Here is a 23,533-nt window from a genome sequence, read left to right as displayed (position 1 = left end):
CTTATTTTACTAATTTAAAAGCGAATCAATAATCTACTAGTCATTAACTTTTGAAATAGATCCTTCTAGCGTAAATCTTCCATCCCAATTCTTCTTGTTAATTACTTTTACTCTATCCCCATCTTTAAAGTCGTGTCCATGCGATGTATTCATATGCACATAGTCTGTTTGACCTTTATTATTGATATATTTTACAGAGACATGATACTTTTCTGCATTATATATTTCACCTATTACAAAATCTTCATTTTGCTTTTCATTCTCATTAAACTTTGAGATAGACCCTTCTAATGCAAACCTTCCATCCCAACTTTTTTTGTTAATTACTTTTACTCTATCTCTATCTTTAAAGTTATGTTCATGAGATGTATTTACATGTACATAGTCTGTTTGGCCTTTATTATTAATATATTTTACAGAGACATGATACCTTTCTGCATTGTATATTTCACCTATTACAAAGTCTTCATTTTGTTTTTCATTCCCAGTAACCTTTGAAATAGCCCCTTCTGGACCTATCCATGCGGTCATATTTCGATTATTTACTTTCTTTTCCCATTCTTCTTTATGTCCCACTTTGACTTTGTCGCCTTTTTTATATGAATGGCCTTGAGGAATAGGTACATCTACATATTGTTTTTTACCTTCATTATCTTTTAATTTCACTTCAATATAATCAATGGATTTATCCTTAGTTATCCCTTCTACTTCACCTATTTCAAACTCTTCTTTTTGCTCTTCATTTACCTTGGAAATAGACCCTTCGGGACTTATCCATGCGATCATATATTTATTATTTACTTTCTTTTCCCATTCTTCTTTATGTCCCACTTTGACTTTGTCGCCTTTTTTATATGAATGGCCTTGAGGAACAGGTACATCTACATATTGTTTTTTACCTTCATTATCTTTTAATCTCACTCCAATATAATCAACTGATTCGTCCTTAAATATATCTTCTATTTCACCCATTACTAATTCTTCATTTTGTTTCTCATTAACTTTTGTTATGGCTCCCTGTGAATCAGTTAATACTTTAGATTTAGCATTATCATACTGGGTTGTTTGATATCTAAAACTTTTATGATAGACTGTTTCCCCATAATTACCAATCTTGCTAACCTTTACTGTATCCCCTTCTTCAAAATCATGTTTTTTTGATGCCCACACGTAAACAGAATGATCTTTTCCATCATTATCATTATAATTAACCTTGATGCAGTCCCCATTTGTATCTCTAATGATAGAACTTACTACCCCATCCATATACCCTTCTATTTTGTTTGAAATTTTCTCTTTCGAACTATTTAAGGCTCCTTCAGCTCTATTTTGAAGCATATCGGATTTAGCAGTTAATTGTGCAGCTTCCGCACGAGTTACTAATTTGTCTGGTTGCCAACCATTATCAGTACCATTAGAAATTCCTAAATCAATTAAAATACTTGCGGATTTTTCACCCCAATGTCCTTTTAAATCTTTAAATATAGTTTTCGCTTCACTTTCTGCTGGGCTTTGCAATTTATATGCATTCACAAGCATTGTTGCCATAGCCGCACGAGTAACTTTACCCGATGGATTAAATAGACCATTTCCTACCCCATTAACTATCCCTGCTTTTTCTGCTGCAGCGATATAAGGCGCTCCCAAATGATTTTGTGCATCTTTAAATGAAGGCTTTTCATTTTGGTTTATTTTTATTCCTAATGCTTTTGTTATAATTGTGGCTGCAGAAGCCCTGTCTAATGTTTCATATGATCCAAACGTGCCGTTAGGTAGTCCATTAATAGCATGTTTATCCACTAGATAATTAACCGACTGTTCCGCCCATTTGGGTACATCCGGGAATCTCAAAGTATCTGCAAAAATATTAGATGAATATGATAATAAAGCTCCTGTAACAATTCCTGCTGCAATTAATTTATTTTTCATAAAATATAACACCTCTAAAAGTTTATTATGGGGAGTTGGGGAGTAAATTTAAGACAAATCATTTTTGTGAATGAAGTAAAATATCCAAATTAAAAATACTTTACTTTAAAATATAGTTAGTTAGTAAATATCACACAAAAAGGAAGCAAAAAACAAGCCATGAATGTAGGGTTTTTAGTAATACATCTTGCTTTGAAATACTGACAATTTAATTCACCCAACTCTGTGTAACAATTACAGTTACACCTAAAAATAATGTCAATTACAGTATCCTTACACTTTTGTAAGATAATCTACTAAATAATCAACAAAGTAATTATTACATATAATGAATAATTATAAATTCACGTTCACTGTAGCTTTCAATTGCTAAAATCATATTTTATAGACGATGATCTTTTTGGAAATTCAGGTGAAAATGATCAGCATCATTATATACACCAAATTCATAACCTTTTTCTTTATAAAACTTTATAATTTCTGGAAGAACTGCTAATGTTTGAGGTTTTTCATGCATTAAAACTACTTCAACATCCTCTGTTGTAGATTTTTTTACATTTTCTATAATTTCATTTGGATTATTCTTTAATTTCCAATCATAAGAGTCAATTGTCCAATCCCATACTTTTATTCCAGCTTCTACAATTTGATTACGAACTTCTTCGCTCTTTAGCCCTGGTGCTGATCCATATGGTGGACGTACTAACTTAGGATTTGTACCTGTAATATCTTTAATAAGGGATAATGTTTCTTTCATTTCTGGAACAAATTGTCCATTCTTGTATAGTTTATCACTATTATGCGTCATACTATGTGCACCGATATAATGCCCTTCTTTTACTGCTCGCTTTACATTTTCCTGATAACTTGCATTTTGTAAATTACTTCCCTGCATGAAAAATGTTGCTTTTACATCGTTTTCTTTTAATAGATCTAAAAATTTCCCAGTTAAAGTACTAGGACCATCATCAAATGTTAAATAAACAACTTTTCCTACAGGTTTTCCATCTGCTCTTTTTTCTCTTTGTGGTTTTGTATTTTCTATCTCTTTAGATTGTGACATTATACTTTGGTTATTTTTCCCCTCTTGGTTTGCTCCTTTTGCGGAAGTGGAATTAAACTTACCTATTATAAAGAACATAAGAAAAGAAGTTGTTAGTAGTATCATTATCGTTAGGAACACTCCCCGTATTCCACTATTTTTATTACTGTTTTCCGACATCGTTATCTATCCTTTCTCTATTATTTATGCGTAAAAAGCAGGAGTTAATTGCTAGATTTAATATTATTACCCCCGCTCTGTACAAAAATAGATTACTAAAATGAAATAAAGATAACATGCAGATTATGTCGAAATAAGTTAAAGAATATTGAAATTTAACATAGAATCGTATACAGGATTATCACTGTGTTAAAAAACGAATTCGTTCGATACTAGGATTTAAATCCTCAAGGACTACCAAACGAGTTACTGCAGCGATAGGGGCTATGCACACGATCAAAAAGAAATAGATACTTCCAAAAGAGAAGTATGTCCAAAATCAAAAAATCCAATAAACTAGCAAATTCAAGGAAATTAATACACTATATTTCTATCAAATATTTTTTACACGAGAGCCGTTGAAAAGGAAGTTTAAGTTGGCCAAGAAGAAATCCGATCTGGTTAGAAACATTCGAGGATCATTTTTTTCATTAAGAGAGAATATTAAAATAATAAAACAGCACCTCTCCATCAAATTAGAGGGTACTGTTTTGTTGTAAAATCACATTTAATTGTGACACGGGTTCATCGTGATAGTTCTAATTAGGGGTATTATCTATTTAACAATCAAAAAACAAACTTATTTATTTTTTAATTTAAAAAGCCTATTCCAATTAATTTCAATATTATTTGAAGTAGATATAATTTATCTCTATATTTTTGCCTTAACTGGTTGATTGTTACTGAAAAAGTGATCGAAGTGTCGCATCGTTGCTTCGAGCGGACCAGCAGGAAGTTTTACAATTATCCCTCCAATTACCAGTGTTGCAGTTGCCACAAGTAGATCCCCGAATGGAATTTCCAGACTATACTGCTGTATCCCCGCCAGTTGAAGCCCCCACAATACGACAAACTGAGCCGCATACATTGTTAATGCTACGCGTCCAACCTTTTCGAAAGGCGTCAACACGATGGAAACTCTCTTCGGTACAAGAAATACAAGACCCAGCACAAGAAATACAAGACCCAGCACAAGGAATGCAGCTCCAAGCCCCGTCAGGGTTTGAAATGTTGATGCACTGTGTGCGTTTGTCCAAAGAAGAGTATGCCACATTGGTGGTTGAGCATTAGATGGCCAAATTAAATTTGGATCAGGCTGGGTACTAACGGAACCTTGAAAGCTTATGAGCCACCCCTCAAAGGATCGACTGAGATCAGGAAGGACAGAAATAGCCAACAGCTTACAAATGATAAGTATAATCAAACCATTACACATGAGTAGAAATGCAGGGCGCTGCTTTGTTAAGTCAATTCGCCCAATGACCATACCTACGACGAAAGCGGGTGCGAGTGCTATCCCAGACATAGGGCCGCCTCCTATATCTCTAAGAAGATATGAGTTCGACAAAAGGCTTTCTCCAAGGATCATCAGAGGTGGACTCACAACAATCAGAGCACTTGCTGTTATAATGAGTACACGTGTTGAACGATGAACCAGAACAAGTGCCAGTACGAACAGTGCTGCATAGGCAGGCAAGATCACACCGACATGAGTGTTAAGCATAATAAGAAGATACCCAATTATATCGATAAACACCGCACGTGCGAGCATTCTAGATCGGAACGTAGTGGCCCCAAGTCCTTTTTCTTTCGTACGTCGAGCCATAATGGAGTAAGAAATACCTCCACAAAGTATAAATAACAATGTAGTGTTACCAGATACGATTGAAGCATTCATATCATTTAAGGCAAAGTGTTGTATAAACATTCCTATTACAGCTAAGCCACGAACTGCATCAAGCGCTACTAGACGCCCCGTCTTCTGAGAATTCCTTTGTTCTTGTTTAGGACCTTCCTCAAAATCCAGACTCTTAATCTTATTGTTTGCTTCTGGCTCAGATTCTTTGACGAACTCGTCCAAAATTCTAATCCTTTTTTCATTAACTTTTTCCGACATTTTTTCTATCCCTTCTCTATTATTTGTATGTGAAAAAACAGGGTTTAATTGCTAGATTTAACATCGTTAACCCTCTCTATACAAAAAATAGATTACTAGAAAGAAATAAAGATAAAATGAATATTACATCAAAACAAGTTAAAGAATATGGGGATATAACATAAAATCATATACAAGATGTAGTAACTATTAAGATTATAAATAAAGAGCAAAAGCATATAATCATAATTCAGAATAAATTCAGAATAAATCCATAAAAACAATAAAAGCGAGTAGAAAAATTCTTTCTACTCGCTTTTATTGTTTTTATTTAAATAGAAGAAGAATAATACGCCATCTTCTGTATTACATACACCATATTCGACGCCATGTAGTTCTAAAATATTTTTAGATATAGCCAGCCCTAAACCGGTTCCTCCTTTTGAACGTTGGCGAGCAGCATCTGCACGATAAAATCTATCCCATACCTTCTCTAGTTGTCCCTTCGGAATATGAGCACCTTTATTTTCTACACATACCTTTACACGATGATTTTCTTGTATTGTAGAAATCAAAATTTTTTCTTTTTCTGGTGTATAACGAATGGCATTTGTAATAAAATTCGTAAGCACCTGTTCAATTCGATGTTGATTAGCAATGACCTCAACGTTAGAAAGACATTGATGAACTTGTAGTTCCTTTTTTGTTATTTCTAAAGATAACTGCTTACAAATCTGTTCGATTAATTGATCAATAAAGAAAATATCCATATCCATCTTATATGTTCCAGATTCAAATTTTGCCAAATGAAGCATATCAACAATCAATACATCCATCTTATCTACTTCTTTTGCCATTGCTTCAAAATAATAATCTCTTTTATGGCTCGCGACTTCATCTTTTAAAATCGAAATACAGCTTTTCATAATACTCAAAGGTGTTTTTAATTCATGTGATACACCTGCAATAAATTCCTTTCGTGTATTCTCCAATTGTTTTTCTTTCTCTATGTCTTTTTGCAATTGATTTATATGCAAATGTAGTGTATTCGAAAGTGTATTAATATTTTTAGATAAATCACCAATTTCATCTCTTGATGTAATTGGAATTTTTTCCGAAAAGTCTAAGTTTGCAATCCTTTTTGTTGCATTGTTTATTTGTAATAAAGGTTTTGCAATTTGTTTGGAATAATAAAAAGAAGCTAGAAAAATAAGAAGTACTACAAATGCAAAAATGTATACATAGTAATCTTCTACCATTTGTACAGCCTCATCAACTGGTTGTAGGGATGCCATTAAGAAAATATATGTTGTTACTCCATCTTTTTCTTTTATCGGCGATATTAACAATTTATATTTTATGTCATTTTTCTTATAATCAAGCGTCTGTAAAGAATCATAATGATTTTTACTTTCATTGAATAATAAATTCATTTGAAATTCTCTTATATTTCTCATAAATGATTCATTTTTATAAATTGTAGTTGCTGTCTCGTTTCTATCAGGTATTTTAATTTTAGTAATTTCCCCATTAAAGAAAACTATAGGAGCATCATTCTTATCAATCTCATTAGGTTCTTTACTTGGGAACATTGATGATTTCTCTTTCTCTTGGATCTCATTTAACCTTACTTTTTCTTTTGAAAGCATTTCATCTACTTTTATTGACATTTGCTTATTTTCCCAAAGGAATCCACTTCTCTCTATTCCCAACTCATAAGGAACCACATTAGAATTTTTATTTATTCCATAACCAAATATTCGTACCCCCACTGGTAATTTTTCGTTTGAAATATCTTCTAGACTTATTAGATTGTATAAAGGAATAGTGAGTAACTTATTATTTAAATCTTTCTCATCAGAATTATCCACTTTCACTTCTACATAAAAATCATTTGCATATTTTAAATTGGCATTACTATCTAATATTGTAATCAATGCATTATTTTCTTGATAAAATTCTTGTTCTAGCTTTTGAATAGCTTGTATATTACCTTCACTATCTAAGTATTTTTTTTCGAAAGATTTCATACTTGTTTTCATATCATTTATTTTTCTATTCGCATAATACTGTTTAAAGAATATTGTTTGTCCAATAAAGATGGTTGCTAAAATTAACATGCATAAAGCTGTTGTTAATAAAAATAATTTTAAAACAATTCCTTTTTTCATATGTCTCCCTCAAATTTATATCCAGCTCTTACCACTGTTACAATATGATTTGCCTTTTTTTCTAATTTATGACGTAAATTTCGAATATGACTATTTATGGTGCGATCATCCCCAGCAAATTCATAACCCCATATTTTAGTGATCAGTTGTTCTCTCGTAATAACAATTCCCTGATTTTGCATTAAATATGTTAACATTTCAAACTCCGTGTGTGTCAAACTTATAGCTTCCTTATCTACAGTTACGGTACGTGAAGGAAAATGTATATAAATACCACTGCTCATTAATGTATCTTCATTAGTTACGCTAATGAGGGAGGAATATCGACTTTCAATTAATCAATTTGCTCTTGCTAATAAAATTGGTGGACTGTATGGCTTTGTAACATAATCATCCGCTCCTAGTTCAAATCCAAGCAATGTATCATCTTCATCCACACGAGCTGTAAGCATAATAATTGGCATATTAGATGTCCTACGAATCCCTCTACAAACTGACCAACCATCTAATTTTGGTAACATAATATCTAGAATAATTAAATGCACCTCATGTTCTTCAAATATAGATAATGCTTCTTTTCCATCAGTTGCTTCTAACACCTCATATCCATCATCTAGTAAATAATCTTTTACAATTTCACGTGAAATATCTTCATCTTCCACAATTAAAATGTTTCTTTGCATGTTTTATCTCCCTCATTAATTAGTTGATTTTTGTAGAAAGAATTATCCTTATATTTTTTAGCTAATATGGATTTTTTCACTATTTCTATTACAAATATATTTAGCGTGATCATATACAGATATTACTATGTTAATGTAAAGATAAAATGCAGAAAAGTTCTTAAAATCTATTCTAATACTGAAAGCACCTCAATCTAATTAAAGATTTGGATGTTCTAGAAAATAAAATTTTGTTCTGAATGTACTACATAATACTAGCTTGATGGACATGTGAACCCATTAGTTACTAAATTATCAAAAACTCTTAAATCCATATACGCAAAAATTACCTTCACCATGATAAGTAACATACAAACAAAATCAAATTTACTATTAAATAAATTTTATATCTTGCTTATTAATTATAATTTGAAATAAATACTTAATAAAATAAAAAACTTATATCTCTAAATTGCCCGATAAGTAGCACTCTACTACTTATCGGGCAATTAGGATGGCTTACTGCTATTCCTTGTCCGAAGCGAATTCATCTCCCGATACTTATTAGGGTTTGGCTCTTCGCGTTTCTTAAGGAAGAAGTCTTCTTGGCTAAAATGATAAATGTCATAAGAAGATGTTGACTTCCCTTAAAGATGTAACTAAAATGGTTACATTTAGGTGATGTTAAATTATGAAAATTAGTAGTCGTTTTACGATTGCAGTACATATTCTATGCTTATTAAAAAACGATCCATTATACCTTTGTAGCTCAAGCTTTTTAGCGAAAAGTGTAAATTGTAATCCAGTAATAATTCGTAAGATATTATTGTGCTTAAAAAAATCAGGAATTGTTCACGTTTCACAAGGGAAAAATGGAGCTCATTTATTTAAAGCTCCTCAATTTATTACTTTATTAGATGTATATCGTGCAGTAGAAGTTGTTGAAAAAAATAAATTATTCTCTTTTCATGAAAACCCAAATCCAATGTGTCCTGTTGGTGCACGTATACACATGGTTTTGGAACTAATTCTTATTCAATCCCAGGAAAAAATGGAAGAATTCCTCCAAAATGTTACAATGCAGCAAGTAGTTTCATTACTAAACATTCAACCTGATCTTGTTGCTAAAAATATAAATTAAAACTTATTTGAAACTCCCCTATATAATTATATTTACATGCTTTTTCTTAATATCTTCTAATATTTGATTAATTGTTTGTGCTCTATACCTTTCCATCTTATACATCTTTAACAATTTAAATCGAATTAGAAAAAAAGTACCATTCTAAAGGTGCTTTTTTCTAACTGAATCTAAATAATTAACTATATCTTCTTTCTAAAACATATTATTAGTTATCTCACTTGAAATCTCTTAAATAATATCCCAATATCCGGCAAACTTATGATCCTTTATACGAAATATATCTACTATAGCAAATCCCCTACAGATATGGTCCCGTTGGGACAAGTACATGCCTAGTATTATGGGCGTTTGCAAATCTTTTAATCACCTTCAGTTACCTTTTAAAAAAACAATCTGGCCTAAAATTGACTTTTCACAGGCTTAACTTGATAGCGATATGATAGTACCCCAGTACAAAATGAAAAAGCTCTAGCGTGAGAATGAAGAACTGATAAAAGGGCTTGATTCACCAAAATTTTACTTTATCTAATTAAAAACGTTATCCGTATATAGTAAAAGAATAACATTTTTAATTTTTATATGAATTGATCTTAGGCATGAATTTTTAACTAAAAGACTTCGGGATCATTTTTTCCCATAAGGGAAATACCTTTTTGAAAACCTCTACTATTGATGGATCAAATTGTGTACCGGAACCTTCTATGATACGTTTATAAGCCTCTTCAGGAGATAGGGCCGAACGATATGCTCTTGAAGAAGTCATTGCGTCGAATGCGTCTGCTATCGCAACAATTCTTGCACATAATGGTATTTGATTTCCCTTTAATTTTTGAGGATAACCATTTCCATCCCATCTTTCGTGATGAGAAAGAATTATGTCTTCACTACCTTTTATTAAAGATATATTTTTGAAAACTTCTAATCCTAATTGTGGGTGTGCCTTAATAATATTATATTCGTCTTCTGTGAGAGAAGACGCCTTCTTTAAAACTTCATCAGGAATACCTATTTTCCCTATATCATGTAATAAACAAATAAAATGAAATTGTTTTAAAGATTTATCATTATATTCATTTGTTTCTCTAGCAAGAATAGTAGCATAATTTGCTACACGTTCACTATGTCCTTTAGTGTATGGATCCTTTAATTCCATTATCCTCATTACCGATAAAGCTGTTTCTTTCATTTGTTTTTCATAGGATACTTTTATTTTTTGCACTAAAAATTTTAATGAAAGAAACACAAAAAATGACGTAATAATGATTGTTATAAACAATAATACTATTTTTATTGGATAGTTAACGTGAAAATAATAAATAGCGATTAGAAATCTACATATCATACAAATAGACACCCATAGAAGAAAACGAATACTTAAAAATAAAGGTGAAGAAATTACTAAGAAGCATTCTAGATAAGGCACATGTAAAGAAGTATTTGGACTACGTGTAAATATAAAGTCGTATGTTAGAAGATAAATAGCACTAACACCAAGAAAAATGTATTTTGTTAACACTTGTTTATTCATTTTTTGTAAATACTTGTTATATAAAATGCATGAAATAAAAATAAATAAAAATACTAGTTCAAATAAAAATTTCTGTAGCGAGAAATCCTTCCTAAGAATAAAGTAATGATAAATATTATCAAATAAAAGAATAATACAAGGAACGAATAAAAACACTTTTATGGGTTCCTTAGTTTCAATATTTTTAATGCCTTTAATCATTGTGAACACCGCCAAACTTTTGTTAATAATATAAATATTATATTATATTATCTCGAATGTCCAAGTATCCATTCTATTGGGGTCACCATACACATCCATCAACTTAAGAAGAATAAACGCCACCAAAACAAAAAAAGCCCCAAATTTTTCTTGAAAATAAGTTGGGGCTTTTGAACCAGAAAAGTATATTTTTAACTATGAAAATCACTGTAAATTTTTCCTTTTTTCCTACTTGCTAAATTCAGCAAGTAAAATATTTTTAAAAGGATTAGGACTGTCAGTTCTACCCAAACTATTCCAATTGACGACCAACGTATGCTTGCCTCCAAGTTTACCTCCAACAAAGGTAGTAAACCCTAGAATGCCACCTGTGTGTCCCCAAATCGAGACACCGCTTGGAAGCTTAGTTTCATAGATTCCAAGACCATATCCATCGATTCCTTCTTTTCCTGTAGGAACTGTAGTAAGCATTTGTTTTAGTTGCTGTTCCTTCAGTAATTTGCCACCGAGCAAGTAAGAGAAGAATTTGTTTAAGTCGTCAGCAGTAGAAATCATATCTCCAGCAGAGCTACCTGCACTTGGGTTATAATAAGTAACGTCTTTTAGCTCACTTGCTCCGTCTGGTTGGACATATCCACGGGCATGGTTAGTGCCTGGAATAACACTTGAATTGCCTGGTAGGAATGTATTCGACAATTCAAGTGGTTCAATAATCCGATTTTCAATCTCTTCCGCATAGCTGTTTCTGGTTACTTTTTCAATAAGAATGCCCAGTAATACGTATCCTGTGTTTGAATAAGACCAGCCCTCTCCTGGGGCAAAGTCTGGAGGCAGAGAAACCCCCATCTTCACTAACTCTTCAGCCGTATACGATTTTTTTGTATCCGTAAAATCAGCGTCTTTTGACCTTGAGTATTCAGCGATACCACTTGTATGGTTCAATATATGCCGGATAGTAATCTTGTTACCATCATATCCATTTCCTTGAATGACACCAGGCAACCAGTCTTCGATGTAGTCGTCTAAATTCAGACGATTCTCTCCAGCTAATTGAAGTACAACTGTTGCGGTGAACGTCTTCGTCACACTCCCAATGCGAAAACGAAAATCTGTTTTCATTGGTCTCTTGGTTCTCAGATCCGCTATTCCAGCGGCATACCCCCACGTTTTTCCACCCTCAGAAGTTTTAGCAAGTATCCCCGGGTATCCAAGTTGCAATGTATCCCGCATTGCTTGCTTGACGTAAGTACGATCTCGTTGAGTATTTGTTTGTAACGAACTAGATACATTTTGAGTGGGCTCTGCTTTTACAATTGAGATTGGTGTTGTATATAACAGGGAACTTCCAGCTATTAAAAGGGCCAGACTTGCACATGTAATTTGACTACGTATTTTCATAAGGCATTCCTCTCCTCTATTCATATTGTATAAGTGTTTGCTTACTGTTCCTTACTTCCTGACAAGACTTAGGGAAAGGCCCTCACGCATATAGATTAAAGCCCCAGTACAAAGGTACCTATCAATATCAACAATTTGAGCCATTTAAATCTCCATCCCTCCTATAACAAAATTATTGAAAGGTATGAAAGCATATTATGTACCCTTGGTTATTGTTAGGATTAACACAATATGAGACATAACCCCAACCCATATTTTACTTTATTTATCCATAATATGTATTGAGAAAGAATGTAAATTCGAATCCTTTCCGTAACCCAACTATTGATTGTTTTTTTCACCTATTATAATTAGTTATTTAGAATTTCATAATAAAAAACTGTAAAAAATATAAAGAGTCCCTTAACGTACAGGAAGCGGTTGAAAAATATGTCTATACGCACAATTTTCTTTTTTGGATATGGTGACCCCATCGCCATCAAGCTAAGATTTTGAAGTACCCACTAAATAAAATTTTTCTTTCTCTACAGTTAGTTATTTTGAGAAGTCATCTCATTTTTTTGTTTTTGGGGTGTTTACTTTACTTAAGTTGATGGATGTGTATGGTGACCCCCTATTGCAAAAAACGCCATCCCTCCTTATGATTCTACAGAAAGAATAGCGGATTTTTTCATTTTAGGGGGAATTTTGTTTTGTTAGCTTGATAGCGATGGGGCGGTAGCCCAAGTCACGAAAATTTAGGTTGTAACGTAGGTACCATCTGATTGTTAGTATAATTACATCAGATTGATAATGATTCTATTTGAATAAATATTGCTTCTTCATACTAATTACGCCCTTTTAGATTACCAGTATCAGAATGTCCAAGTTTGATAGATTTTTTGCACTAGTAGGAAATGCTAATTTTTGTTAATGAGTACCCCCCCTCATATAAACAAGAGAATGTATGAACAAAAAACGTAGGAGTATGTATTCCTACGTTTTTTACTATAAGCGTTACTGCCACACGCCTATCTCTATATTTTTTGAAAGATGAGAAATTTCAACTTTGATATTCATAGAAATCTGAATTCTATTCCTTAAATTCAGACTGAACTTCTGAATTTATTAGGCTTTGTATGTTTTTTTCATCAGGAATCGGTTTCCACCAATTCCCACTTAAAAATAACATGGTCAATAGATTATAACTATCACTGAAATAGCTTTCTTTCTTATTCTTCATCCAATCCCAACCGCTATTCACCCAAGCTTGATTATTACTGTTGGTTGTACCGGCGGCAATAAATGGTGAAACGAATACAGCTGTTGGATAATCACCAATATTTGTTCCATCTAGTTTATAACCGTCTACAATTTTAGATGGATTACCCTTTGTTTTATTTTTTATCCACGTAGTAACCTTTTCAGAAATCACCTTACTTCTCTTCTCTCCATACATTGCATAGTCCATAACAATTCGGAGTGGTACACGACTCGCATTATAGTAATATGCATCGGTATGTTTTGATTCATCTAAAAAGTTTTTAGGTGCAGGCTGTGGTGGGGTTTTTACAACAAAATCAGAAATCAATCCTGTAGTTTGCGAGTATTTATTTGTAAATTGTGTATAAGTATTGTAGAGATTGTCAACAACATTAAGCCAAGTTTTATCCCCTGTAAATTCGTAGAACGCTCTTAAATGAGACATCATCCAATCGGAAGGTCTAGTATCAAATGTACTTTTGGAACCCCAATCACCTAAATTCAAACTATTATTTTTGGTTACATTACTAGCCTTAATACCTTTTGTAATCATATTTTGAGCTTCTTTCAAATAGTTGATTGTGCCATTTGATCCCCATTGCTTATGAGCAAGAAGAAGTGAGTAAGCAATATCTAAATCCCCATCTGTCGCAGAATCAAAATGCCCTTGCGCCTTTTTGCTATCGGCTACAACCCAACCCATTAAATTGGGATTTTCAGAACTTTTAAAAGTTCTCGCTGTTTTAAATAAGCCATTATAAATAGTTTGGGCGTTTGAATCATAACCTGCCATTAAGACTGTGATTATCATACCATAACCCTGTCCTTCTGAAGTTCCTAACGGTTTAAATCCATCAGCATTTCCTGTGATTTCTCCTTTGACGTAGTAGCCACCTGGAAGTGAAGAAAGGTCATTCTTTAGATACTTATTTTTCCAACTATTATAATAATTTTCAACTGAAGCATTCAAACTTTCTTGTGAAACATGATTCGGTTTAATAATCCCAGAGTAGTTTACTTGTTGTGGGAAGGGTTTCATCTCTTTAGCAACAGCTGATACTTGAGAATAATTTGATATAGTTGAAGTATCTCTTAATGAAGTGTTGTCTAAAGCCTCTGCAGAAGCACAATTAGTATAACTTGCTAATCCTATCCCAAATGCACATATAACGGTGAATATCTTTCTTTTTCGGCTCATTTTTTCGGCTCCTTACAAAAATATTTTTCAAATACAGACACGATTGTATGAACACTACTCTACTAATGTTCCCATTCCATTTTACTTATGAGGTAAGTTATGGTTATCGTAATAGAAATTTAAGTTATCATGGATAATAACCACGTAGGTTTATATACCTTCATGTGTGCCCGCTATCACAACAGTACTAATAGACCAAATGAACTTTCAATATAATAACTCTATCAAATTTCATAACATGTTAACGTAAGAAATGGATAAGAAGGCATTTTCATTACTGATATGAGTACCTTCTTTCCTATTTGAAAGCTAATATGTAGTACTACCTACATCCATCAACTCGTATATTCATACTATTCTATCAATTAAAGTTGCATTACTATCTATTTTTATAAGTTTCAAAACTTATATTAGAAGGAATCTTTGAATAATACGAAGGTGGTTTTGTTATTATCTTTTTACCAATGCCTCAATCTTTATATGCTTTTCATCATTACTTAATTCCATTTTACTTATAATATAAGTTGTATTTCTAGGTAGTAAAAACTCATATTGTCCTGGATAAGAACTATGTTTTTCTATATATCCTCCGTGTGTTCCAGCTAATGTTTTAAATTCTATTTGGAAAACTTTTGTGCTAACTATTGGAGTATTAGATAGCACAGAAGTACTTATATATCCATATTCCGTTCTAGATTTCCCTTTATATTTTACTTTCAATTTATTAAATTCTTCTTTATCGATTTTACCATTTTTTATTAGTTTATTAGGGTCATCCATAAATGCAATAGGGTCATCTCCTCTGAATAAAATTACATCTTCAGGTATCTCACCTCTATTTAATACGCTGTCTAAAGCTAGAATATTGTTTTTGTCGTTTTGATTTTTAATTTTTGTTATGTCTCCCTTGTTATCTCTTAATGGTGTATTAAATTTCCCAGCATATTTTGTATAGCTATTTAAAACAGTCTGTTCATTTTTGTTTGGTTTCCACTTATTATATTGTTTTTCTCCCCATTTTTTTGCTTGTTCTGGCGTTTCACACACTTTATACTGTCCTTGTTTCTTACATTCAGTTGATTCTTTTGCCGCTACTTGATACATATTTTTTTCCTCTGAAAGTGAATCTGCATATGCACTGTGACCACTTACACCGAATAACATTGATCCTGTTACAACAGCAGTTGATAATAAACCTAGTGAACGTTTCAACTTTACCACTCCTTAAAATTTATTTACATAACAAACGTAATCCTTTTTTAAAGGTTTCGGAATACTTTTAAATATTTTTCAAAAGAAGTCTGACTTGATATGTTTTTTATATTTTTATAAAATAGGATAATTTATATAAATAATTTTCGAAGATTACAGCAATTGATACTCACAAAACTCAACATAAATGAGAAGGAGTACATAAGAGAATTAAAGTCATTATTCGTTAATTATCTTGATATTTATACAAATTAATTAAATATTAATATGAAGCGAGGGTAACTATACGTAATTACCATTAATTATCAGAAGAATAATTTTATGTATATGAAAAACTATTATGTAATAGTAATATCCTTTTATGATTCCTATATAAAAGAAATACAAAGATAAAAAATAATAGATTCAAAAAAACATGTTCAACATTCGTCTAATTTTATATTTTCCACTGTTTTTATAGGGGAATCTTAACAAAAGGTCTGGTCAAGAAGGGGTAGCACCACACATCCATCAACTTAAAAAATCAAGTTATCCCAAAAACGACAAAGCTAGCTTCTTATTTTAAAAAGATAAGAAGTGAGCTTTTTTGTCTACTATGAGAATGATTGATATGTAAGTTACATTTTTATAGCATTAAGTGTTTTTATGATAACTACATATGAATAGAATTCACTTTTTAGGAATATATAAAATATATACGTACAAGCTTAGTTGCCTACTCACTACATCCTTAGTGAAAATAGAACCCTATAAATTTTGGAGGAAGATATATGTCGAAAAAAGTGCTCCTGTTTACAGATTTGGGAATTGATGATGCGTTTGCTATTCTGTATACCTTTTTTCGTAAAGATATTCAACTTGTAGGGATTGTCGCCGATTATGGAAATGTATCAAGAGAGAATGTTATCAGAAATATTAACTATTTGAAGTACATTGCGGGAAAAAAAGAGATACCTATATTCCTTGGGGCTTCTGTACCGTTGACAGGTATATTGGTTCAGTATTTCCCTTATCATCCCTTAACAAATAAGACAAGAAAATTCCTGAACAAAAAAAGAGCGCTTTTCTTCAAAGCACTCTTCCAAAGGAATTTACCAATCCCGACGATCATCGTGGTCATGATTACGTCTGCGACGACACTCATCACAATCACAGTCACGGTCACGGTCACGTCTACAATGACAGGCATTAAAATCTCTGCGTCTATGTCTACATCCGCAAAACATCAAATCATCCCAAAATCTATTACAATCCCGAGAATGTCCAAAATTATTATTGCATCCCATAGATATGATTGCCTCCTCTAAAAATAGATTTCATCATATTCTATGTTTAAAAGTTAAAAACAGCTTGTTTACTAGTCTATATTTTCTACCTATCTTTCCTTAACAACAAACAAGACGCCACCCAGATCACAGCAGCGCCTACGATAATTGCTATATACATGTTTGTTCTATCTACATAGTAAAATAAAACACCCATAATGGATACATCATAAGATTAGTAACCCTATTTTCTGTTCGTTGATTATTATGTTTATAGACCTATATTGTGCACATCTATATTCAGTAAGCGCATACCCTATTACATGAATACTACTTTAGGAGTGATTATATTATGAATCTTTTCCCGATGAGGATTGCTGTTGTAGCTCCAGCTGCTCCATCAACTCATGTTGCTTCTGGTCATGGAGGAACTCCTAGTATAGGAATAGAATCACCTGCTACTTGGCAACATTTACTTCAATATCCTTCATACGGTCAATATGGTATGCAACCTGGGTACACTCCCTTTACTCCTACAATTCCGCCTTCCCCCGTAATATACCAATATCATTATCATTTCCCAGCATTGTATTTCCAAGAGTTTCACGGTACATTTAACATCTAATCTAAATAGAAAAATATCCGTTATCTGTATCATTTATGAATTTATGAGTCAATTCACGTTATACCTAAAACAGTATTTAAATATGTTTAATTGTGTAATTTCTATATAACAAAGAAAAAATCACCCGCTATGGATGCTTAATCTTAAATATTCTTATTCAACCGCCTGGTCTAGTTTCTGCCATATCAAATCCCTCCCCGTTTCATTATACAAAACAAAAAGCCCCATTACTCCTACTAATAACCCAAGTGGAACTTGAGCCTTCGAAGTAATCGAGCTTTTCAAGGAGATGGGAGAAAAGAGAAAACAAATGGCAAAAGTTCCTCTTCCAAGCCACCGCATCATATAATTTTCTAGCTCTTATTAGCTACGCGCTTTACGTTCGGTGGTTGGGAGAAGACTAAGAATCTTCTCGTTTATACTCCGTAGAGTTTGCCAATACTTTGGCTGTCCCGTGATTTTAGGGTATCACATACCACTTGCCGAATGAGAGCTATGGGGTAACTCTCTTATAAAGGATTTTTAATTTATATCAAGACGTATATGTTTCTTCCGACGCCTTGTTTGTAGTAACAGCCGGTAGGAATCGAACCTACAGTAGTCTCACGAGTGCCATCTTGCTCTATTAGAGCATACCGGAATTGAACCGATACCACCCACCAGGTACGCTGTTACCTCAAACAAAGAGCGGAAGCTCTCTGCTCGTTTAGACCTATATTTTTAAAACAATTCAGTTCATCCAATCGAACGAACCATCACCACATTTGTAAAGCAATCCATCTCGAAATCAAGAACTTTAAAGTAGTTTCCGCTACCTCTCAGTAATAATAGTGTATCACCTAATTATCAAGAGCAGTGTGTCTTCGTTGTGGCATGATTGTGGCTTCTTTTCATTCTGCTGCTCACTCTTCTAATATGGTCATAGCTATAACCTAGTTCACTAGCAACCTGTTTTAAATTGAATCCCATTACATCTCGTAAATAAATAATCTGTTGTTCTAGACCTTTCTTTTTGCTCATAATAAACTGCGCTTCTCCCATTAATCCTTTCTTATCAGCAATACGTTGTTTTAATCGTTCTGACTTCTCTATAATACAATCATGACGTCCAGTAATTTCATCTAACGCTAATAGGATTAGTCCACCTGTTACACGGTCCTTGCTATAGTCTGTTACTCCATTGAATTTAGGTGCATTCATATGCATGTTTTTAATCAGGTATTTATGTTCTAACTTCAAGTCCTTCAATTCAATCTCCATTAATTCAATTTCTTCTCCTAAGTTTTGATAAATGTTTGTCATGGTAAATCTCCCTATTTCTGATTTTGTCTTTTTAACACCACATAAGGTACGTGAAATTTTAATCACCCATTGTTGAATAAGGGAACATCGCGCATTAACATAGCCCCCACCACACTATTGCGCGTTGTTCCGTTATCCATTAAGCCTTTAATAATTTACGTTTCTTATTGGCCATCTTCTCTTTTGCCGCTTCAATGTTATTCGCTACCTTTTTATGGTCCTGATCAAATTGAATAATGCCATCAAACATAACTGGAGCTACTGCTTCATCAATGTATTGTAAGTAATCCACTGGAGCTCGTTCTGACTGCTCTACTAAGTACCTATAAACATCAAAGTCTGCTCTTGATATAGACTTTTTACCATTTGGTTGATGCGACATCCTTACGTAAGACTGAACTACTGATGCAGGTACCAAGAATACTGTTTGATCCTTACTGAACTCTATAAGGAAGAAACATACCGCTCCCATCTTTTCTGCTTTCTCCAAGTAATCTAGTTGATGCTGTGCAATGTTACTTAAATCGAATCGTGTAAGGCTCTGCGTTGACTTCGCTTCAAATGCTACTGCTCGTCCTTTATACACGCCGTCATAGTCTACTGTACTCTTAGCTTCATAGAATCCATTTAATACTCGTCCACCTGCACTTTTTAACACCTTCACAGGCGTCGGACGCTTGTTTATAAGCGCCACACCCCCTCTTTGATACATTTCATTCGATAGATTAATAAGTTTCTCAAAAGCCATTCCGCGGTTTCCTTGTCCCATTGTAATTCCTCACTTTCTATTAGTTGCGATAGGTAAGACTTTGAAGTTATCTCCATCTTTTCCCCCGCTTAGCACTGTACGTGCGACTTTCATCGCATACAGCGCCCCATCTTATCCTTTTATACTAAAGCAACTAGATTACAAACCATGTTGTACTCACCAACGTATTAATTCTCTTTTCTTACGAAAAGTCACATCATCTTACTCGATCCTGTGAGTTACATATAGTTGATTTAGTTTTCAACGATCAAGACTAGGGACTATCCCTCCACATTTGTTACATGCTTCATTGATACTGTGTCCCCACCTTCACAAGAATAAAGCAATTTCGGTTCGTTAGAACCGTATTTGCACCTGTCTGCTAGTAGGCTTTGGTGACAGTTTCTTGCTTACCACGTTCCAATTGACTTAGCTATACACATATCCTTAAGTGCTTGCTGTAAGCCTGTTATCTTTACATCCTCATTGTTAGATGTTCCGAATTTTATATCATTTACTCTTACTTTTCGGTAGATAACATCGTCATTAACGACATACACATTTCTAATGGATTAATCCTTTAGACCCGTAATAGCGATAGGTAGCTTACTAAGTGTAAAATCCTCTAGGATTCCATTCTCTTTTCAGATTTCCCCCGCTCCACACCGTGCGTGAGACTTTCACCTCACACGGCGCTCCATCAATAAATATGTTCCTCTTTTCATTCAATCATGCATTTCTTTTTTGTTTTTGCTATTATTTTTCTTTGTGAGAATTGTTCAGGAATTTATTGTACTAATTCATCGTTTCCTACTAGTTTTCTAAGTTTGTTAAGCTTAGTCAGACTTTTTTCGTCGAGTTTCAGATAATCGCACAATCTTGCAATTGTTGCGTGATTTGTTGCATGTATTAGTTTGTGGACTTCTGATTTGATTAGAATCAAGTTCTGATAACTGTCGTCTTTAGTAAGACTCCACAATTTCTTGTGGTGACAATGCATATCTAGTAGGTCTAACTTTTCGCCTGTGATCGCGCATTTCCCATTTTGGGCAACATATAGCGAAATTCGATTGTCATTGAATTCTACTGTCGCTCTTTCGTTTGTGACTGGATGATTTCTGAGCCATTGTAGTTCTGATTCAGAGACCTTCTCTAGCCTTTTATGGATTAGCGCTCGTCCCTCTACGGTGTACTTATTAACTGCGTTACGCTTCAACATTGGATTCCTATGTCTTACATCAGTTAGATGTAGGATTGGTCTTTCCATGAGATACCTCATGTATTTCTTATCCCGTTTGACATATTTGAGAATTCCTTTGTCTTTCCCTTTGTATTCACCATGCCTTGTAAATGCTTTCGACTCAGTTTGGTTGGGTTTAGCTTTTGGAAATCGGTTGTACATTTGTTTTAATAGCTCATATCCTGCTTTATTAAGGTCAAGATTGATATGCGTTGCTATTTCGTAGTAATTATGAATTCCTATGACCATGCTGTTGTACTTATTGATTTCCTTTACACAGTTAAGACTATTTGGCGATTTTTGAATTATTTTGATTTGTTGCGACAACTTAGCTTTAACCTGTTTTATAGCTTTTGCAGACATATGCGTTTCCGCCACGTATTTGGAGCTGCCTGTTCGTGTTTTACCTTTCTTGGTCGCTTTGAGCATGAATCCTAAGAATTCACTTTTAGACTTTTTAAGGTTCGTGACTTTTGATTTTTCTTCGGATATCGGAAGCCGAAGGCGTTCCTTTAACCACATTTGCGTTGCCTTGAATACTTTCTCTGCATTGCTACGTGTGTCCGTGAAAATCTTAAAATCATCAGCATACCGAACGATATACATTGGCTTTAGTTTTGTTTTCTTTAGGGCTCTATTGTCTCTTCCTATTCTTCCTTGCACCGTTTTATATTTAAAGCTATGTCGAGTTTTTGCCGTTTCCCATTGGTCACTTACCCACCAGTCAAACTCATTTAAATTGATGTTTGCTAGTAGAGGACTAAGGACTCCACCTTGCGGTGTTCCTTTGGTTGGGTGGATTATTTCGCCATTTTCTAATTTAATTGGTGCTTTTAGGATTTTTCTTATAATCACGAGTAGTTGTTTGTCACGAATGCCTAACGTCCATAATTGTCGCATTAGTTTTACGTGATTCACTTCATCAAAGAACCCTTGTATATCTACATCTACTAAATAGGTTAAGTTAGTTTGGTTTATCTTGAACACAGCGTCCGCTATCGCTTGTTCTGCACTTTTGTTCGGTCGGAAACCATAACTTCTAGTACAGAATCTTGCCTCACAAATTGGTTCAAGAACTTGCAAAATACTTTGTTGGACTAGCCTATCCCAAAATGATGGGATACCGAGTGGTCTCGTTTTCCCATTGGGCTTAGGAATCTTTTTCCTTCGCACGACATTTGGGCAGTAGTTGCTAAAGCGATTTCGCATTTTTGCAACAAATTGTTCCTGTGTTAATTTCTCAATGTTTTCAATAGTAACCTTATCGACTGACGGAGTGTTACTGCCTTTATTGCGTTTAATATTTCTATACGCGAGTAGGATATTCTCCTCTGAGATTATTATCTTCATAAGATTTTTGAAGTTTTTCATCTCTTTTGACTGTTGGTACAGTTCGTCAAACTCCTCTTGCATTCCGTAATACTCTGCATGTCTCAGTTTGTTGTCTTTAAGGTTTTTACCAATTAGAATTTCATTCATGGTTTATCACCAACCTTCGTGTGAATTTTGATGACCTTTTGAGTCTCACCAGAATCCATGCTAGGACTGAATGATAGAATTATTCCTTCCATATTTATTGACTTGTGGCTGTTCCTCCTCTTCTCATTACAAGAGTTATCAATGGTCATTCCACTAATTTCATCGCTTATTAAAGATAGTTCCCTCGCATTAGCGTTTCCTATCTAACTAAACATGCCTGTTCACGTCTATTACATCGTGGACGTTAACCGCTTCCGACTTTCCTCTTTGATTATCATTGATTAAACTTAGGTGTTCTCTTTGCTCCGTGTCCAGCTCCGTAGCCTGTAACTACGTTAGGATTTAGTCCCCGAATGATAGTTTCAATCCTTTAGACAGCAATTTTTTTCATGCCCGACTCATTTCTGAACCGTACTAGTTGCGGAGCTTACCTTCAAGAATTCGTCAGTTGTTGGTACAACATTCTCACCATATTTAATCGACAGAGAGTATTCACTACAATTCCATCCGATTTATTACTTCGAATGGCTTTCGGTTGTCTTTCCCATTGGAAGGCACTACGGTAGCTTCAACCTTCATTACCCAGCTATGGTTGCCAATGCCGACTGCAATCGACATTAGGTTAGGGTATCTTACTGGAGAAGTTTCAAGGCGTTACCCTATCATTCCTTTCTCTCATCAAAGAAGTTGTATCTTTTGTAATCTTATTTCAGACCACTTCAAGACCAATCTCTCCCCATTGAGTTATTAGCTCAACTTTTGAGATTAACGTCTCGCACCATTCGCAAGTTCGCCAATCCTATTGGACATTCTCACCATAGATATTTTGTAGCATCCCGACCTATCCATTACCATATGATTTCTCACTTAGGTTTTGTTCAGTCGACTTTACCTAGCTTCATACAACTTGTGACTACTATCACGCCTTGCATGTAGGAGTATCAGATAAGTAGTTTCAGCTCAACATGAAGGCTTTCATTCCTACTTTCAGTCAATCAGTTGTTGTTATCAAATTGATAACCCTCCTATTTCGTGTTTGCACACTTATAAGG

14 protein-coding genes and 3 pseudogenes are annotated in these 23,533 nt (G+C 33.8%); 3 read left to right on the top strand and 14 right to left on the bottom strand.

The genetic code is table 11. The features are described 5' to 3' along the window. Nucleotides 1-36 precede the first annotated feature (36 nt). From ACUN0F_RS00085 to ACUN0F_RS00065, 5 genes and pseudogenes are all read right to left on the bottom strand, one after another. Nucleotides 37-1,929: an S-layer homology domain-containing protein gene (locus ACUN0F_RS00085; protein ID WP_445538912.1), complete on the bottom strand. Its 1,893-nt coding sequence runs from the start codon at nucleotides 1,927-1,929 to the stop codon at nucleotides 37-39. A gap of 382 nt (nucleotides 1,930-2,311) precedes the next feature. Further along, nucleotides 2,312-3,097: a polysaccharide deacetylase family protein gene (locus tag ACUN0F_RS00080; RefSeq protein WP_445538911.1), complete on the bottom strand. Its 786-nt coding sequence runs from the start codon at nucleotides 3,095-3,097 to the stop codon at nucleotides 2,312-2,314. A 745-nt stretch (nucleotides 3,098-3,842) separates the two neighbouring features. Then, nucleotides 3,843-5,087: a DUF418 domain-containing protein gene (locus ACUN0F_RS00075; RefSeq protein WP_445538910.1), complete on the bottom strand. Its 1,245-nt coding sequence runs from the start codon at nucleotides 5,085-5,087 to the stop codon at nucleotides 3,843-3,845. A gap of 287 nt (nucleotides 5,088-5,374) precedes the next feature. After that, on the bottom strand, nucleotides 5,375-7,237 hold the full coding sequence (locus ACUN0F_RS00070; RefSeq protein ID WP_445538909.1) for a sensor histidine kinase: 1,863 nt from the start codon (nucleotides 7,235-7,237) through the stop codon (nucleotides 5,375-5,377). Continuing rightward, nucleotides 7,234-7,920, bottom strand: a pseudogene (locus tag ACUN0F_RS00065) (response regulator transcription factor). Before ACUN0F_RS00065 ends, ACUN0F_RS00070 begins: the two are co-directional and overlap by 4 nt. A 670-nt stretch (nucleotides 7,921-8,590) precedes the next feature. Here ACUN0F_RS00065 and ACUN0F_RS00060 point away from each other — a divergent pair. Then, nucleotides 8,591-9,040, top strand: coding sequence for an Rrf2 family transcriptional regulator (locus tag ACUN0F_RS00060; protein ID WP_327988729.1), 450 nt, complete (start codon nucleotides 8,591-8,593; stop codon nucleotides 9,038-9,040). Between the two features lie 607 nt (nucleotides 9,041-9,647). On the opposite strand, the gene ACUN0F_RS00055 is transcribed toward ACUN0F_RS00060, so the two are convergent. From ACUN0F_RS00055 to ACUN0F_RS00035, 5 genes and pseudogenes are all read right to left on the bottom strand, one after another. Continuing rightward, complete coding sequence (locus tag ACUN0F_RS00055; RefSeq protein ID WP_445538908.1) at nucleotides 9,648-10,772, bottom strand: HD-GYP domain-containing protein; 1,125 nt, start codon at nucleotides 10,770-10,772, stop codon at nucleotides 9,648-9,650. Nucleotides 10,773-11,000: 228 nt separating this feature from the next. Beyond that, on the bottom strand, nucleotides 11,001-12,170 hold the full coding sequence (locus tag ACUN0F_RS00050) for a serine hydrolase domain-containing protein (RefSeq protein ID WP_327988693.1): 1,170 nt from the start codon (nucleotides 12,168-12,170) through the stop codon (nucleotides 11,001-11,003). Between the two features lie 723 nt (nucleotides 12,171-12,893). Continuing rightward, nucleotides 12,894-12,995, bottom strand: a pseudogene (locus tag ACUN0F_RS00045) (IS6 family transposase); the annotation flags it as partial. 247 nt (nucleotides 12,996-13,242) lie between these two features. After that, nucleotides 13,243-14,610: a glycosyl hydrolase family 8 gene (locus ACUN0F_RS00040; protein ID WP_327988996.1), complete on the bottom strand. Its 1,368-nt coding sequence runs from the start codon at nucleotides 14,608-14,610 to the stop codon at nucleotides 13,243-13,245. Nucleotides 14,611-15,060: 450 nt separating this feature from the next. Then, nucleotides 15,061-15,831 (bottom strand): ADP-ribosyltransferase, encoded by a 771-nt coding sequence (locus ACUN0F_RS00035; protein ID WP_327988995.1) that lies wholly within the window; start codon nucleotides 15,829-15,831, stop codon nucleotides 15,061-15,063. A gap of 761 nt (nucleotides 15,832-16,592) precedes the next feature. Here ACUN0F_RS00035 and ACUN0F_RS00030 point away from each other — a divergent pair. Then, nucleotides 16,593-16,832 (top strand): annotated as a pseudogene (locus tag ACUN0F_RS00030) (nucleoside hydrolase); the annotation flags it as partial. A gap of 81 nt (nucleotides 16,833-16,913) precedes the next feature. On the opposite strand, the gene ACUN0F_RS00025 reads toward ACUN0F_RS00030, so the two are convergent. Then, nucleotides 16,914-17,108 carry a hypothetical protein gene (locus ACUN0F_RS00025; protein WP_327988997.1) on the bottom strand — a complete coding sequence of 65 codons (195 nt, stop codon included), beginning with the start codon at nucleotides 17,106-17,108 and terminating at the stop codon, nucleotides 16,914-16,916. 331 nt (nucleotides 17,109-17,439) lie between these two features. Here ACUN0F_RS00025 and ACUN0F_RS00020 point away from each other — a divergent pair, with 331 nt between their 5' ends. Next, nucleotides 17,440-17,712, top strand: a complete 273-nt coding sequence (locus ACUN0F_RS00020; RefSeq protein ID WP_327988994.1) for a hypothetical protein — start codon at nucleotides 17,440-17,442, stop codon at nucleotides 17,710-17,712. Between the two features lie 846 nt (nucleotides 17,713-18,558). On the opposite strand, the gene ACUN0F_RS00015 is transcribed toward ACUN0F_RS00020, so the two are convergent. The 3 genes from ACUN0F_RS00015 to ltrA all read right to left on the bottom strand — a co-directional run bounded on the left by ACUN0F_RS00015 (nucleotide 18,559) and on the right by ltrA (nucleotide 22,481). Further along, entirely contained in the window at nucleotides 18,559-19,014 is a 456-nt protein-coding gene (locus tag ACUN0F_RS00015) for a hypothetical protein (RefSeq protein ID WP_327988993.1), read from the bottom strand. Between the two features lie 139 nt (nucleotides 19,015-19,153). After that, nucleotides 19,154-19,783 (bottom strand): Holliday junction resolvase RecU, encoded by a 630-nt coding sequence (locus ACUN0F_RS00010; protein WP_445538907.1) that lies wholly within the window; start codon nucleotides 19,781-19,783, stop codon nucleotides 19,154-19,156. A 766-nt stretch (nucleotides 19,784-20,549) separates the two neighbouring features. After that, nucleotides 20,550-22,481, bottom strand: a complete 1,932-nt coding sequence (gene ltrA, locus ACUN0F_RS00005; protein ID WP_131933887.1) for a group II intron reverse transcriptase/maturase — start codon at nucleotides 22,479-22,481, stop codon at nucleotides 20,550-20,552. Nucleotides 22,482-23,533: the final 1,052 nt, after the last annotated feature.

Source organism: Bacillus sp. 1A (assembly GCF_052682215.1).
This window is presented reverse-complemented; position numbering and strand designations above follow the sequence as displayed.